This window comes from Paenibacillus sp. FSL W8-0426 (assembly GCF_037969725.1).
In the GTDB taxonomy this organism is placed as follows: Bacteria; Bacillota; Bacilli; order Paenibacillales; family Paenibacillaceae; genus Paenibacillus; species Paenibacillus hubeiensis.
This window is the reverse complement of record NZ_CP150203.1, coordinates 798,598-813,596: the sequence shown is the minus strand read 5'-3', so window position 1 is coordinate 813,596 and position 14,999 is coordinate 798,598. Positions and strand designations below refer to the sequence as shown.

The 14,999-nt window shown below is 52.2% G+C and carries 8 protein-coding genes, 3 rRNA genes and 1 riboswitch; of the genes, 2 read left to right on the top strand and 9 right to left on the bottom strand.

Annotation, left to right across the window (positions count from 1 at the left end; genetic code table 11):
* Nucleotides 1–41 precede the first annotated feature (41 nt).
* Nucleotides 42–143, bottom strand: a riboswitch (purine riboswitch).
* A 260-nt stretch (nucleotides 144–403) separates the two neighbouring features.
* The 4 genes from MKY59_RS03750 to MKY59_RS03735 all read right to left on the bottom strand — a co-directional run bounded on the left by MKY59_RS03750 (nucleotide 404) and on the right by MKY59_RS03735 (nucleotide 2,496).
* Nucleotides 404–838, bottom strand: a complete 435-nt coding sequence (locus MKY59_RS03750) for a universal stress protein (protein ID WP_236420717.1) — start codon at nucleotides 836–838, stop codon at nucleotides 404–406.
* Nucleotides 839–937: 99 nt separating this feature from the next.
* Nucleotides 938–1,201, bottom strand: a complete 264-nt coding sequence (locus MKY59_RS03745) for a DUF1294 domain-containing protein (RefSeq protein ID WP_236420716.1) — start codon at nucleotides 1,199–1,201, stop codon at nucleotides 938–940.
* Between the two features lie 125 nt (nucleotides 1,202–1,326).
* Nucleotides 1,327–1,464 (bottom strand): hypothetical protein, encoded by a 138-nt coding sequence (locus MKY59_RS03740; RefSeq protein ID WP_236420597.1) that lies wholly within the window; start codon nucleotides 1,462–1,464, stop codon nucleotides 1,327–1,329.
* 114 nt (nucleotides 1,465–1,578) lie between these two features.
* Complete coding sequence (locus tag MKY59_RS03735; protein WP_339276048.1) at nucleotides 1,579–2,496, bottom strand: ROK family protein; 918 nt, start codon at nucleotides 2,494–2,496, stop codon at nucleotides 1,579–1,581.
* 228 nt (nucleotides 2,497–2,724) lie between these two features.
* Here MKY59_RS03735 and MKY59_RS03730 point away from each other — a divergent pair, with 228 nt between their 5' ends.
* Nucleotides 2,725–3,909: an AraC family transcriptional regulator gene (locus MKY59_RS03730; protein ID WP_339276046.1), complete on the top strand. Its 1,185-nt coding sequence runs from the start codon at nucleotides 2,725–2,727 to the stop codon at nucleotides 3,907–3,909.
* Between the two features lie 70 nt (nucleotides 3,910–3,979).
* Here MKY59_RS03730 and MKY59_RS03725 read toward each other — a convergent pair whose 3' ends face one another.
* Nucleotides 3,980–6,109 carry a DNA topoisomerase 3 gene (locus MKY59_RS03725; protein WP_339278318.1) on the bottom strand — a complete coding sequence of 710 codons (2,130 nt, stop codon included), beginning with the start codon at nucleotides 6,107–6,109 and terminating at the stop codon, nucleotides 3,980–3,982.
* Nucleotides 6,110–6,477: 368 nt separating this feature from the next.
* Between MKY59_RS03725 and MKY59_RS03720 the strand changes: the two genes are divergently transcribed.
* On the top strand, nucleotides 6,478–8,409 hold the full coding sequence (locus MKY59_RS03720; protein ID WP_339276044.1) for an amidase family protein: 1,932 nt from the start codon (nucleotides 6,478–6,480) through the stop codon (nucleotides 8,407–8,409).
* A gap of 134 nt (nucleotides 8,410–8,543) precedes the next feature.
* Here the strand turns inward: MKY59_RS03720 and MKY59_RS03715 are convergent, their stop codons facing one another.
* From MKY59_RS03715 to MKY59_RS03700, 4 genes are all read right to left on the bottom strand, one after another.
* On the bottom strand, nucleotides 8,544–9,551 hold the full coding sequence (locus MKY59_RS03715; protein ID WP_339276043.1) for a ketoacyl-ACP synthase III: 1,008 nt from the start codon (nucleotides 9,549–9,551) through the stop codon (nucleotides 8,544–8,546).
* 347 nt (nucleotides 9,552–9,898) lie between these two features.
* Nucleotides 9,899–10,015 (bottom strand): 5S ribosomal RNA (gene rrf / locus MKY59_RS03710).
* 141 nt (nucleotides 10,016–10,156) lie between these two features.
* Nucleotides 10,157–13,082, bottom strand: a 23S ribosomal RNA gene (locus MKY59_RS03705).
* Between the two features lie 280 nt (nucleotides 13,083–13,362).
* Nucleotides 13,363–14,914, bottom strand: a 16S ribosomal RNA gene (locus MKY59_RS03700).
* Together the 16S, 23S and 5S rRNA genes form the textbook arrangement of a ribosomal RNA operon.
* Nucleotides 14,915–14,999: the final 85 nt, after the last annotated feature.

Here is a 14,999-nt window from a genome sequence, read left to right as displayed (position 1 = left end):
TACCAAAAGGGGGCTTGCTGTCCGCATCGGAATGCATGCGACTCACAGCCGTATCTCCTCGTAGTCCGGAAATTTACGGTTCCCAGGTAGAAACTTCCGGGCCCTATCCCCGGCATTATACGAGCAAATATCATTTCGTCATTGAATTATGAATCCAAACTTTCGCACCAGTTCGACCATTTTTTCATCTGATCGACACATCTAACATTCTAACAATCCCCTACAAGGAATGTCAACTTAAAGACGAACATTTAACATATTGACAAATCTAATGTTCGGAAATTACTGAACGAGCCACATCAAACCAGTCTATCTTATGAAAAAAACGGAAAAGCCGGCTTCTCCATGAAGGAAGAAAGCCGGCCCACACGCCGCAAGGCGTTTTCCACTATTGAACAAACGATTATTTTACGACAAGAACAGGGATCCGGGCATGCTGCACGACATTATGGCTTACGCTGCCCAGTACGAATTCGCGAATCCCGCCGAGCCCCCGGCTGCCGATCACGATCACGTCGGAACCGTTCTCTTTGGCATAATCCAGCAGCACCTCGGCAGCGGCCCCTTGGATCAGGTCGACATTTGCCGTCACGCCTGCAGCTTTGATACGCTCTTTCGCCTCATCCGTCGTCTGCACCGCCAGATTGTAATAATCGTTATTGAGCGATGGCGGCAGCGGTGCCAGTCCTTCACCGATAAATACGCGCGGAAAATCATAGGCATGGACGACATCTATTACGGCCCCCGGTGACGCCTTTGCCAGCTCGATGGCACGATCAAGAGCCTTGTTTGAAGCTTTGGAACCGTCATAGGCAACCAAAATTTTGGAGAATAACATGAACATCCGTCCCTTCCTTGTTATGTAACACCCTTTAAACCTTGCGCAAGCGATTGAATCACAGGCAACATGCCCTTAGCCTCGGTAGGTCCCGCTTGTCTACCAAAGAAAATATCCATAAATGACTGCATTCAGGAACAACAGCAGCGGTACTCCGATCACGAAACTGGGATGTTTGGTTTTGTGCCTTTTGCGGTACATCGCGATCCATACACCCAACGCTCCGCCGATAAAGGCAAGCAAGAACAACGTTCGTTCCGGTGTGCGGTCCTTCCGGCGCTGGGCTCTTTTTTTGTCATCCGACATGACGAGGTAACCGACCACGTTAATGAAAATAAACCATACAATGATTCCGGTTTGCATATGTTGCAAGCGGCCCCCCTAACCCGGGACATCTCCCTGTACCCTCATTATAATCCCGGAAAGGCCAAACTACAAAGCTTGACCTCTCCTTTTTACGGGCAGCCGATGAGCCGCGAGATGCAATCCTAGGATTCCTGTTTCGGGATCCCGTTCAGGCTGGGCACTCTCTTGCCTGCTTTTTGCGGGCGCGCACCGATGCTTTCTTCCTTAATACTGTCTTTGTTTTGCTGATTATGAATCTTTTCGGGCTTATGATACGGCATTTGCAAGTCACCTCCCACCGTTACGTTTCCTGAAAAAGAGGTAACTTATTCAGACGTTCCGGTCAGTACATCCCCGCTGCGTTATCCTGAGCCCGTCCAGTTCCGAACGACGCGTTATGATGTCCGAGCGCTGCGCGTCTTCAGATCCCTTTGCACGATGAAATGATATAATGCTCCATACAGATTGGCATCGTTTCTGAATGCGCAGGCCGTAATTTGGGGATTTGCCATATGGAACGGGTTGATTCGTTTGATTTCGTCGATACCCCACCGAATGCGCTCGATAAGGATAGGCTGGGCACTGATTCCGCCCCCGATGGCAAACAGGTCCGGATCAAGGACATATTGCAAATTCATGATCTGTGCAGCCACGTTCAGGCAGTAGTTATCAAAAACTTTTGTCGCTTCAGGGTCTTTGTTCACAATGAATTCAAACACGGCTTCGCCATCCGTCGGGTCTTCCAACCCTTTCATCATGCCGATGGTACGCACCATTTCCACCGCCGAGCATTCCAGGCCAAAATACGTCGCCTCCCACGTCACCGGAGCCACGTCGCTCATGATGTAACTGACTTCTCCGGCAGACAGGTTCGCTCCCCGATGCAGCTTGCCGTCCACGATGATCCCCGCACCGATGCCGCTGCCCAGGACAAGCACGATCGAATTGCTCACATGGCGGACGCTGCCGAGCCACAGCTCGGCCAGGGCCGCGCATTTGCCGTCGTTTTCGATGGACACTTCGATTCCGTATCGATCATGAATCATTTTCCGCAAATTCACTTCATGCAAAAACGGAAAGCTGCCCCCGTGGTAGATGACGCCCGTATCCACATCGACCGTTCCCGGACAGCTCAGGGCGATGCCCTTAATGTCGGACAGGTCCTGTGCGTCAATTACCGAATATAACACATCTTCCAGCTCCTGCAGGTTTGTTCTGCCCACATGGCGTTTATCTTTATGCAGGATTTCCCCTCCGGAACTCATCAACGCATATTTCACGAATGTACCGCCAATGTCCACAACCAAATACATCTTTATCGACTCCCCGCATTTAAGTTCAAGGCTCAAAAGGTACTTATCACTTATCTCTTAAGTCATATCATGCAAACTGTTGCACACGGATATCCAAGGTTGGCTTTACATCCAAACCTTCATGGCACGTCCCCTTGAAATATAAAATGATCTCTCTTATATTTATGGTATTTATTTGCGAAAAAAGGTGTTTTTTCGACTTCGTGCATACAAGGAGGCTCTAATCTTATGCCGATCTCCATCACTTCCCTTGAACAGGCCTCTCAATTGGTTGCAAACGCCACTCGCGTTCCCGTCTTTTATATGTATCCCGGCTCGGATGAGCTGTGGTCTTTCGGCGGGTTTCGCATTTCCCGTTCGAACCTGAAGAAGGCGCCTGCCGATCTGCTGAACTCCATCCAATCCGTCCAGTTCCGGAAACCGATACAATTGGTGAATATCAACAATCAGGCGGATCAAATGATCGTCATGCCCCTAACCACTCACGAAATGGGCGAGGGCCGTCTCATCCTGTGGCCTAATTATCGCAAGTTTTTGGACCCTCATCCGATGGACCAGCACCTGGAGCCTGCAATATTGCAGCCGCCCGATCCCGGACAACTGATCCATACCGCATCGCTATTGCACTATCTTCTGTACAACGAAAGACTGGAGGACGATCAGCTTCCGAACGAAGAACACAAAGCGGATGCGCTCGAGATATCGCTCATGGAACAAAGGGAGAACAGCCTTTACCATAAGTCCTATCTGGCAGAGAAAAAGATTTTCGAACAAATCCGTCTGGGGAACAAAGTCAAGATGCTCCGTTACTTGAACCAGCATGTGAACATGGACGGAATCTATGGGACCTTGTCCAAAACCGACAATTTGCGCAGCAAAAAAAACCTCATCATCGCGGCCATTACGATGGGCACCCGCGCAGCGATTGAGGGGGGATTGTATTCGGAAGTGGCACTGACGCTTAGCGACACGTTCATTCAATACGTGGAAAGCATGCCTCACATCGATTCCATTCAGCCTGTGTTGGAACAGATCCTGCTTGAATTCACGGAACGGGTGGAACGCGTTCAGCGAGCCCATTTTTCCAGGGATATCCTGATGTGCCAGGAGTATGTTCTTGAGCATTTGTATGAGGACCTCGATTTAGGCACACTGGCAGCGCATGTCAAAATGAGCCCCTCCTATCTGTCCAGGAAATTCAAGGACGAGACGGGAGAGGCTCTCAAGACGTTCATTCAAAAACAGCGGATTGAAGAAGCGAAACATTTAATCGTTTTTACCGACTATCGTCTCAGCGAGATTTATCCCCTGTTGAACTTCCACGACCAAAGTTATTTCATTAAAATATTCAAAAAGCATGCAGGCGTCACGCCGAAACAATACCGCGACCGCTTTGCCGCCAGAACGTCCTGACGGCGAATGCGGCCGACCGCATCATGCATCCTATTGGGCCAAGAGCGTAGATCCGCGTCTAGTCTAAAACCTATTCGCCCTTTTTCTCCAGCGCCGCTTTCAGCAGGTCGCCAAGGTTCGAACCCAGGCTCTCCTGTTTGGAATACTGCTTCACCAGCTTCTGCTGCTCGCGCTTGTTCACATGTTTCTTGTCCTTGTCCAGCACCTCGGTAATGCCGCAAGGCAGGCAGCGCACGAACATTCCCGCTTTGCCTTCCTTCAGCTCCATCTTTTTGTGGCACTGCGGACAACGGCGATTGGACAGCTGTTTCTCTGCCGAACGGCGATAACCGCAATCCTCTGTCGGACAAACGAGAAACCTTCCCCGCTTGCCCTTCTTCTCCAGCAACCTTGCATTACAGTCCGGGCAGTGGCTGTTTGAGACGTTATGCGGTTTGTACTCGGCTTGGCTCCCCTTGACGGTCGATACAAGCTCCCGTGCCATCGTGCGGATGCCCTGCAGGAAAGGCTCAGGCTTGCCTTGTCCCCTCGCGATGCGCTCCAATTCGGCTTCCCAACGGGCGGTCAGCTCAGGCGTGCGCAGTTGCGGCGCAGCAAGTTCGATCAGCTGTTTGCCCTTGCCTGTCGGGTGCAGGCTGTTGCCTTGGCGATCGATGGTGTCGGAGCTGACCAGCTTCTCGATAATGTCCGCGCGCGTAGCTGGCGTGCCGAGTCCGTGTTTTTCCATCTGCGCCAGCAGCGCGGCTTCCGTGTACCGTTTCGGAGGCATGGTGCGCCCGCTTTTGATGTGGCAGCGCTGGATCGTCACGCTCTGGCCCTGGTGCAACTCCGGCAGAAGCGCACGCTCCTGGTCCAGCGAATCGTCCGCCGATTCGTCGTCGTCGTCCGTGTAATCGGACCCGTAGACCTCGCGCCAACCGCTATCCTTCACGGTCGTTCCTTTCACATGGAAGGAATCCTCGCCAACCTTTACCGTCACTGCCACCGAATCGTATTTAGCCGCAGGGTAGAACAGGCTGATGTAACGGCGCACGATCAGATCGTACAGCTTGCGTTCCTCCGGGTTCAGCTGGTTGAGCAGCACTGTCTGTTCCGTCGGGATAATGGCATGGTGATCCGTCACTTTGCTGTCGTCCACAATGCGTTTGGTCAGATTCAAGCTTTTGCGCAAAAGAGGACGAGCCAGCGCGGCATAAGGCCCCACCGCCACGCTCTCCAAACGCTCCTTGAGCGTGCCGGCCATATCCGAAGTCAAGTAACGGCTGTCCGTCCGCGGATATGTCACCAGTTTGTGCTGCTCGTACAGGCGTTGAAGCACGTTGGAGGTTTGCTTGGCCGAGAAACCGTATTTCCGGTTGGCATCCCTTTGAAGTTCGGTCAGGTCGTAAGCCAGCGGATGCGGCTCGACTTTTTCGCTCTTTTTGACTTGGGCAATCACACCGGCTCGGCCTTCAACCCGTTTCTTGAGCGCTTGGGTCTGCTGTTTGTCGAAAATGCGCGCGTCCCCGCCCGAAGCTCTCCACGTCGCTTGGAAACCGCCCATGTCCGCGGTCAACGTCTCATATTCCTCGGAACGGAATCGGTTGATTTCATTTTCGCGGTCCATAATCATACCCAGCGTTGGCGTCTGTACCCGGCCTGCGGACAATTGGGCATTGAAGCGGCAAGTCAATGCGCGCGTCACGTTGAGCCCGATCATCCAGTCAGCCTCGGCCCGGCAGCGCGCAGACTCATAGAGACGGTCGAACTGGCTGCCCGGCTTCAGCGAAGCGAAACCTTCCTTGATCGCCTTATCGGTCTGGGAGGAAATCCACAGCCGTTTGAACGGCTTTTTCCACTGCGCCATCTGCATGATCCAGCGGGCCAGCAGTTCCCCTTCCCGCGCGGCATCGGTGGCAACGATCAATTCGCCGACATCCTGGCGTTTCATGAGCTGCTGCACCGCTTTGTACTGATGGTTCGTCTCCTTGAGCACCTTCAGCTTGGCGCGTTCCGGCAGAATCGGCAGATCCTCCAGATTCCAGGTGGCATACTTTTTGTCGTAATCCTCCGGCTCGGCTAGGCCGACCAGATGGCCCAGCGCCCAGGTTACGATATATTTCGGACCTTCGAAGTAACTTTTATGTTTATCACGCGCGCCCATTACTCGGGCAATCTCGCGTGCGACAGAAGGCTTTTCTGCGAGCACCAACGTTTTCAATCGATCTCTTCCTTTCCCGTGAAGCACATAATTCCCCGTTCGGGGCGTGTTTTTCCCATCCTGTCCATTATAACATTTCACAACATCCGTCTGCCTCCTCATCTTCTCCTTATTCCAATCTCCTAAATCTTTACCACCACTATAATGTTAGATAACATTACAAATAACAGCGAATCCCAACTTTATTTTAGGTGAAAGAGAATCAAAGCTATTCGAAGAATGACAGATTAAACGACATTATGTATGCGTTTTTTTGAATAAATATAAATGTTGTTAGAATATCTAACATGTAATTAGAATGGATCAATAAATAGATCACCGATCCATCGCACATCTTCAGATTTTTTCAGAAAAGGGAGCGTGAAGGCATGAGTTATCAACAATCAGCCATGATGAAAAAAACAGGAGCCTTGCTGCTTGCAGGCGCAGTGCTCGCCACCGGTTTTGGAAGCCCGGCTCCATCGGCAGCGGCCAGCACAACCGTACCTGCGGGCAAAACAGCAGCAGCAACGGCTGGGAAAGCTCCTGCTACGGCAGCAGCCTTTGTAAAAGCGATGGAAGAAGCCGCAACACTTGCAGGCGTTCCTTTTTCCATGCACACGCCTATGGGCACAACCGTCAAACGCAAGGACGCGGCAAAGGCGCTGCAACAATGGCTAAAGCTGGAGCCTGCGACCGAGACGTTCAAGGACGTACCGGATGATGCAGATTATGCTGGCGCCGTAAGCGCCCTGAACCAGGCGGGCCTGATGAAAGGATACACCGAATCCTTGTTTCTGCCCAATGCGGTATTAACGGAAAATGACGTTGCCGTCTTGAAAGACCGCATTTATGACTACATCAAACCTTTTGTCCTGGAAGAAGCCACGATTACTGAGATTCAGGCTGCCATGACGCAGGGAAAAATCACCTCCAAAGAGCTGGTTCAGAAGTATCTGGACCGGATCGAAAAATACGATGATCAAGGCGTCAGCCTCAAAGCCGTGTTGACGCTGAATCCGGAAGCGCTGAACATCGCCGAAGCTCTGGATGAAGAGCGCGCAACGAAGGGCGCACGTGGACCGCTGCACGGCATACCGGTGCTGGTCAAAGACAACTTCGATACCAACGACATGCCGACAACCGCGGGCTGCCTTTGCCTGAAAGATTCCGTGCCTTCCACGGATGCGGAGCAAGTCAAACGTTTGAAAGATGCCGGGGCCATCATTTTGGGCAAAACCAACCTGCATGAATTCGCCTTTGGCATCACCACCTCCAGCTCGCTTGGTGGACAAACGCTGAATCCTTATGCACTGGATCACTATCCGGGCGGTTCCAGCGGCGGTACGGGCGCAGCCATTGCCGCGAACTTTGCCGCAGCCGGACTGGGTACCGACACGGGCGGTTCCATTCGGATCCCATCCAGCTTCAACAGCCTGGTCGGCATTCGTCCAACGATCGGCTTGTCCAGCCGTGACGGCATCATTCCGCTTGCGCTGACCCAGGATGTGGGCGGTCCGATGGCACGCACCGTCAGCGATGCTGCAATCATGCTCGACGCCACGGTTGGCTATGACAAAAAGGACTTGTCCACAGCCTACAGCGTCGGCCGTATTCCTTCCAGCTACACGGATTATCTGGATGTGAACGGGTTGAAGGGTGCACGCATCGGCGTAGCCACCGAGCTGATTCCTAGCACCAAAGCCGAGGAAAAAGAAGTGGCCGACGTCATCAACCATGCCGTGACAGAACTGGAGTCGCTGGGTGCGACGGCTGTGCCGATCCAAATCCCGAACCTTGCCGAAATCAACAAATATCCAAGCCTTAGCGGATACGAGTTCAAATTCCAACTGAATGACTACCTGGAATCGCTGGGGGACGAAGCTCCTTACCACAGCCTGTCCGAAATCATCGCTTCCGGTCAGTTCGATAAGTCCCAAGAGCAATCCATGAAAGCCAGAGATGCGCGAGCCACGCTCGATACGACCGAATACAAGGATATCGTGCTGAAACGTACGCAGCTGACTCGCGATTCCTTGTTGAAAGTGATGGCCGACCATCATCTGGATGCCATCATTTATCCTACATCCACGCAAGCTGCGGGCGTCATCGGCGAAGGACAAAATTCCGGCGGCAACAACCGGTTGAGTCCATTCTCCGGCTTCCCGGCGATCACCGTGCCTGCCGGATTCACCAGCGAAGGTTTGCCCGTAGGTATGGAATTCCTTGGCCGTGCCTTTGATGAAGGTACGCTGATCAAGCTGGCGTACAGCTACGAGCAAGGAACGCACCACCGCCAAGCACCCAAATTCACGCCATAAACTGTTATGACGGACTAATTACAAAATCATTCCATAAAAAAAGTACACCTCACTCTTAACACAGTGAAGTGTACTTTTTTAGTTGACCATTGTTTGATCATTAACACTCATTTTTCCTCGAATCAATGCAATCTTTAGCTTTGCTGAGCCGAATCAGGAACTCCCCATTCCACCACAAGGCCAGCATAAGTTAGTCCGCCTCCAAATCCAAATAAAGCAAGTCGCTGTCCTTGTTTTACTTTCCCTGCATCCACGGCAAGTTGGATGGCCAGCGGGATGGAAGCTGCCGACGTGTTGCCCCGATACTCTGCACTGGTCAACGTACGTTCCATGGGAATCGGGCCGCGCTCGCACATCGCTTCGATCATTCTCAGGTTAGCGCTGTGGGGCACGAACCAGTCGATTTGCTCTGCCTGCAATCCGGCTTTGGCAATCAATTTCGGCAATTGTTCCGGGATCAGACGCACAGCCCATTTATAGACCTCTCTGCCGTTTTGCACGAGACTGCCATTCTTCCCCTGAAGAGATACGCCGTCCATTTCGGAAGAGAGCCCGCTGCTATAAACGTGTATGCCGCCTTCTCCCTGCGTTCCGGACAACGCTGCAAGGGAATTTCCTTTCCCCTCGGTCCGTTCCAACAAAAATGCCCCCGCCCCATCGCCAAACAAAATGCACGTGGAACGATCCGTGTAATCCGTAATTTTCGATAACGTCTCCGTGCCGACCACAAGCACTTTGCGGTACATGCCGCTCGTAATCAGGCTGTCTGCCAGTTGCAGACCATATACAAAACCCGCGCATGCTGCGCTTAAATCCATCGCTCCTGTCTGCGGAATATTTAGTTTTGCCTGAATTCTGGAAGCCGTGTTGGGAAAAGGATACTCTGGCGTGCTCGTCGCCACCAGAATCATATCTACGTCTTGAACGTCTGCCCCGTAGCGTTGAATCATATCCTCCACCGCCTTGACGGCAAGGTCCGAAACAAATTGATCCTCAGCTGCGATGCGACGCTCTCTCATGCCCGTCCGCTGAACGATCCATTCATCGTTTGTGTCGACCATTTTTTCCAAATCCGCATTACTCAGAATGCGCTCTGGGACATACGTTCCAAATGCGGTGATTTTAGCTTTTGACTGCAACATACTAGCACCTCCGTTAGTGTGTTTTCACTATTATAGCACCAACTATTAGTATCTGGTACTAAAATTATCATCGATTAATTAGTCATGCCATATTGGCATTACAATACTGTTACCTATTCCAAGAAGCAACGATAAATTACGTTCTCTTTATAAATATTATATGTAATGTCTTAAAGAGCCTCTGATCATGCATTACCCGTTTGCAGAACAGGATCAACGACCGAGTCCTGCTCCATCAAAAACAAATGATGCACAAGATTCTTAATAAAAAAAGCAGCCCAATTAAGTTATTGGGCTGCTAGTTTAAACAAAAAAAACACCGCCGATGACATCGGCAGTGGTTCTTCGCTTGGCGGCTTCCTACTCTCCCAGGACCCTGCGGTCCAAGTACCATCGGCGCTAGAGGGCTTAACGGTCGTGTTCGGGATGGGAACGTGTGGAACCCCTCCGCCATCGCCACCAAACATGATTTTTCGAAGCCTACGCTTCTTGAAATCGCTGCTAGAAAATATCAGCCCTTAAAGGACAGCCTATTCTCAAGCCCAGAGATTGCTCTCTGAAAACTGGATTCGAAACGAAACTTGCGATCTTAGAACCTGCATTTTTTGGATAAGCCCTCGACCGATTAGTACTGGTCAGCTCCATGCATTGCTGCACTTCCACCCCCAGCCTATCTACCTCGTCGTCTTCAAGGGGTCTTACATACTGGGAAATCTCATCTTGAGGGGGGCTTCACGCTTAGATGCTTTCAGCGCTTATCCCGTCCGTACATAGCTACCCAGCGGTGCTCCTGGCGGAACAACTGGTACACCAGCGGTACGTCCATCCCGGTCCTCTCGTACTAAGGACAGCTCCTCTCAAATTTCCTACGCCCACGACAGATAGGGACCGAACTGTCTCACGACGTTCTGAACCCAGCTCGCGTACCGCTTTAATGGGCGAACAGCCCAACCCTTGGGACCTACTTCAGCCCCAGGATGCGATGAGCCGACATCGAGGTGCCAAACCTCCCCGTCGATGTGGACTCTTGGGGGAGATAAGCCTGTTATCCCCAGGGTAGCTTTTATCCGTTGAGCGATGGCCCTTCCATGCGGTACCACCGGATCACTAAGCCCGACTTTCGTCCCTGCTCGACTTGTAGGTCTCGCAGTCAAGCTCCCTTATGCCTTTGCACTCTTCGAATGATTTCCAACCATTCTGAGGGAACCTTTGGGCGCCTCCGTTACTCTTTAGGAGGCGACCGCCCCAGTCAAACTGCCCACCTGACACTGTCCCCGTACCCGATCAGGGCACCAGGTTAGAACCTAGATACGATCAGGGTGGTATCCCAACGGTGCCTCCACACAAGCTGGCGCTCATGCTTCTCAGGCTCCCACCTATCCTGTACAGATCGTACCCAAATTCAATATCAAGCTGCAGTAAAGCTCCATGGGGTCTTTCCGTCTTGTCGCGGGTAACCTGCATCTTCACAGGTATTAAAATTTCACCGGATCTCTCGTTGAGACAGCGCCCAAGTCGTTACGCCATTCGTGCGGGTCAGAATTTACCTGACAAGGAATTTCGCTACCTTAGGACCGTTATAGTTACGGCCGCCGTTTACTGGGGCTTCGGTTCACAGCTTCGGGATTACTCCCTAACCGCTCCCCTTAACCTTCCAGCACCGGGCAGGCGTCAGCCCGTATACTTCGCCTTACGGCTTCGCACAGACCTGTGTTTTTGCTAAACAGTCGCTTGGGCCTTTTCACTGCGGCCCCCTCGTGCTATTCACACTACCGGGGCACCCCTTCTCCCGAAGTTACGGGGTCATTTTGCCGAGTTCCTTAACGAGAGTTCTTCCGCGCGCCTTAGAATTCTCTTCTCGCCTACCTGTGTCGGTTTGCGGTACGGGCACCTTCATCTGGCTAGAGGCTTTTCTTGGCAGTGTGAGATCATGACCTTCGCTACTGTAATTTTCACTCCCCATCACAGCTCAGCCTTGCGGTTAGCGGATTTGCCTACTAACCAGCCTCACTGCTTGGACAGGCATCCATCAGCCTGCGTCACTACCCTACTGCGTCCCCCCATCGCTCGTAACGATTTACGGTGGTACAGGAATTTCGACCTGTTGTCCTTCGACTACGCCTTTCGGCCTCGCCTTAGGTCCCGACTTACCCTGAGCGGACGAGCCTTCCTCAGGAACCCTTAGGCTTTCGGCGGATCAGATTCTCACTGATCTTTTCGTTACTCATACCGGCATTCTCACTTGTATAATGTCCAGCGCTCCTTACGGTACACCTTCAACCCTTATACAACGCTCCCCTACCCCTGATCATAAGATCAAGCCATAGCTTCGGTGGTGTGTTTAGCCCCGTTACATTTTCGGCGCAGAGTCACTCGACCAGTGAGCTATTACGCACTCTTTCAATGGTGGCTGCTTCTAAGCCAACATCCTGGTTGTCTGTGCAACTCCACATCCTTTCCCACTTAACACACACTTGGGGACCTTAGCTGATGGTCTGGGCTGTTTCCCTTTTGACAATGGATCTTAGCACTCACTGTCTGACTCCCGGAAGTAAGTCTATGGCATTCGGAGTTTGACTGAGCTTGGTAACCCTTGCGGGCCCCGCACCCAATCAGTGCTCTACCTCCACGACTCTGTTTTCCGAGGCTAGCCCTAAAGCTATTTCGGGGAGAACCAGCTATCTCCGAGTTCGATTGGAATTTCTCCGCTACCCCCACCTCATCCCCGCACTTTTCAACGTGCGTGGGTTCGGGCCTCCAGTGCGTGTTACCGCACCTTCACCCTGGACAGGGGTAGATCACCCGGTTTCGGGTCTACGTCCACGTACTATGTCGCCCTATTCAGACTCGCTTTCGCTGCGGCTCCGGCTTCTCACCTTAACCTTGCACGGGAACGTAACTCGCCGGTTCATTCTACAAAAGGCACGCCATCACCCATAGATCGGGCTCTGACTTCTTGTAAGCACACGGTTTCAGGTTCTATTTCACTCCCCTTCCGGGGTGCTTTTCACCTTTCCCTCACGGTACTGCTTCACTATCGGTCGCTAGGAAGTATTTAGCCTTGGCAGATGGTCCTGCCGGATTCATACGGGGTTTCACGTGCCCCGCACTACTCGGGATCCGTCTCGGAGGGAGCAGACTTTCAATTACAGGGCTTTTACCTTCTATGGCGGGCCTTTCCAGACCTCTTCGTTTAACCGGCTCCTTTGTAACTCCATGTGAGACGTCCCACAACCCCAGAGAGCAAGCTCTCTGGTTTGGGCTGTTCCGCGTTCGCTCGCCGCTACTGACGGAATCACTATTGTTTTCTCTTCCTCAGGGTACTTAGATGTTTCAGTTCCCCTGGTATGCCTCTCCTGCCCTATGTATTCAGACAAGAGTAACTGGGTATTACGCCAGCTGGGTTTCCCCATTCGGACATCCCCGGATCAAAGCTTGCTTACAGCTCCCCGAGGCAGTATCGTTGTTCGCCACGTCCTTCATCGGCTCCTAGCGCCTAGGCATCCTCCGTGTGCTCTTAGTAGCTTAACCATGTTACTCATAAAGAGTAAGATGCAATCTACCGTTTTATTGAAACTTGTTTTGACACAAGTTCAGCTAAAAGGAATGTTCTAATTCGCATTTTTCGTTTCGATATCCAGTTTTCAAGGAACAATCTCGCTTGCTTTCGGGCCGTTCACGGAATGTGTCGGTCGAAAGTTACGAGCATGTGTTTGAGAGTTTGAACTCTCAAAACTGAGCAACGAGTGAATAAATGTGCAGCTGAGCTGCTTATTTGAATGTCTTCATCGCAGAAGACGATTCTCCATAGAAAGGAGGTGATCCAGCCGCACCTTCCGATACGGCTACCTTGTTACGACTTCACCCCAATCATCTACCCCACCTTCGGCGGCTGGCTCCTTGCGGTTACCCCACCGACTTCGGGTGTTGTAAACTCTCGTGGTGTGACGGGCGGTGTGTACAAGACCCGGGAACGTATTCACCGCGGCATGCTGATCCGCGATTACTAGCAATTCCGACTTCATGCAGGCGAGTTGCAGCCTGCAATCCGAACTGAGACCGGCTTTTTAGGATTAGCTCCACCTCGCGGCTTCGCGGCCCGTTGTACCGGCCATTGTAGTACGTGTGTAGCCCAGGTCATAAGGGGCATGATGATTTGACGTCATCCCCACCTTCCTCCGGTTTGTCACCGGCAGTCACCTTAGAGTGCCCACCCGAAGTGCTGGCAACTAAGATCAAGGGTTGCGCTCGTTGCGGGACTTAACCCAACATCTCACGACACGAGCTGACGACAACCATGCACCACCTGTCTCCTCTGTCCCGAAGGAAAGGTGTATCTCTACACCGGTCAGAGGGATGTCAAGACCTGGTAAGGTTCTTCGCGTTGCTTCGAATTAAACCACATACTCCACTGCTTGTGCGGGTCCCCGTCAATTCCTTTGAGTTTCAGTCTTGCGACCGTACTCCCCAGGCGGAATGCTTAATGTGTTAACTTCGGCACCAAGGGTATCGAAACCCCTAACACCTAGCATTCATCGTTTACGGCGTGGACTACCAGGGTATCTAATCCTGTTTGCTCCCCACGCTTTCGCGCCTCAGCGTCAGTTACAGCCCAGAGAGTCGCCTTCGCCACTGGTGTTCCTCCACATCTCTACGCATTTCACCGCTACACGTGGAATTCCACTCTCCTCTTCTGCACTCAAGTCATCCAGTTTCCAGTGCGATCCGGGGTTGAGCCCCGGGATTAAACACCAGACTTAAATGACCGCCTGCGCGCGCTTTACGCCCAATAATTCCGGACAACGCTTGCCCCCTACGTATTACCGCGGCTGCTGGCACGTAGTTAGCCGGGGCTTTCTTCTCAGGTACCGTCACTCCTTAAGCAGTTACTCTTAAGGACGTTCTTCCCTGGCAACAGAGCTTTACGATCCGAAAACCTTCATCACTCACGCGGCATTGCTCCGTCAGGCTTTCGCCCATTGCGGAAGATTCCCTACTGCTGCCTCCCGTAGGAGTCTGGGCCGTGTCTCAGTCCCAGTGTGGCCGATCACCCTCTCAGGTCGGCTACGCATCGTCGCCTTGGTGAGCCGTTACCTCACCAACTAGCTAATGCGCCGCAGGCCCATCCTCAAGTGACAGATTGCTCCGTCTTTCCAGTTCTCTTCAGGCGAAGAAAACAAGTATTCGGTATTAGCTACCGTTTCCGGTAGTTGTCCCAAGCTTGAGGGCAGGTTGCCTACGTGTTACTCACCCGTCCGCCGCTAAGCATCAAGGAAGCAAGCTTCCTATCAACTCCGCTCGACTTGCATGTATTAGGCATGCCGCCAGCGTTCGTCCTGAGCCAGGATCAAACTCTCCAATAAAGATGAATTTCGGTCACGAGGTTAATCGTGATGAAAATCATCTGAGGTATTGAAAAGAGCGATTAGCTCATTTGAATCTGACGAG

Coding starts and splice junctions, on each gene's coding strand:
- MKY59_RS03750 (WP_236420717.1), bottom strand. CDS start 838: ATGTTATTCTCCAAAATTTTGGTTGCCTATGACGGTTCCAAAGCTTCA.
- MKY59_RS03745 (WP_236420716.1), bottom strand. CDS start 1,201: ATGCAAACCGGAATCATTGTATGGTTTATTTTCATTAACGTGGTCGGT.
- MKY59_RS03740 (WP_236420597.1), bottom strand. CDS start 1,464: ATGCCGTATCATAAGCCCGAAAAGATTCATAATCAGCAAAACAAAGAC.
- MKY59_RS03735 (WP_339276048.1), bottom strand. CDS start 2,496: ATGTATTTGGTTGTGGACATTGGCGGTACATTCGTGAAATATGCGTTG.
- MKY59_RS03730 (WP_339276046.1), top strand. CDS start 2,725: ATGCCGATCTCCATCACTTCCCTTGAACAGGCCTCTCAATTGGTTGCA.
- MKY59_RS03720 (WP_339276044.1), top strand. CDS start 6,478: ATGAGTTATCAACAATCAGCCATGATGAAAAAAACAGGAGCCTTGCTG.
- MKY59_RS03715 (WP_339276043.1), bottom strand. CDS start 9,551: ATGTTGCAGTCAAAAGCTAAAATCACCGCATTTGGAACGTATGTCCCA.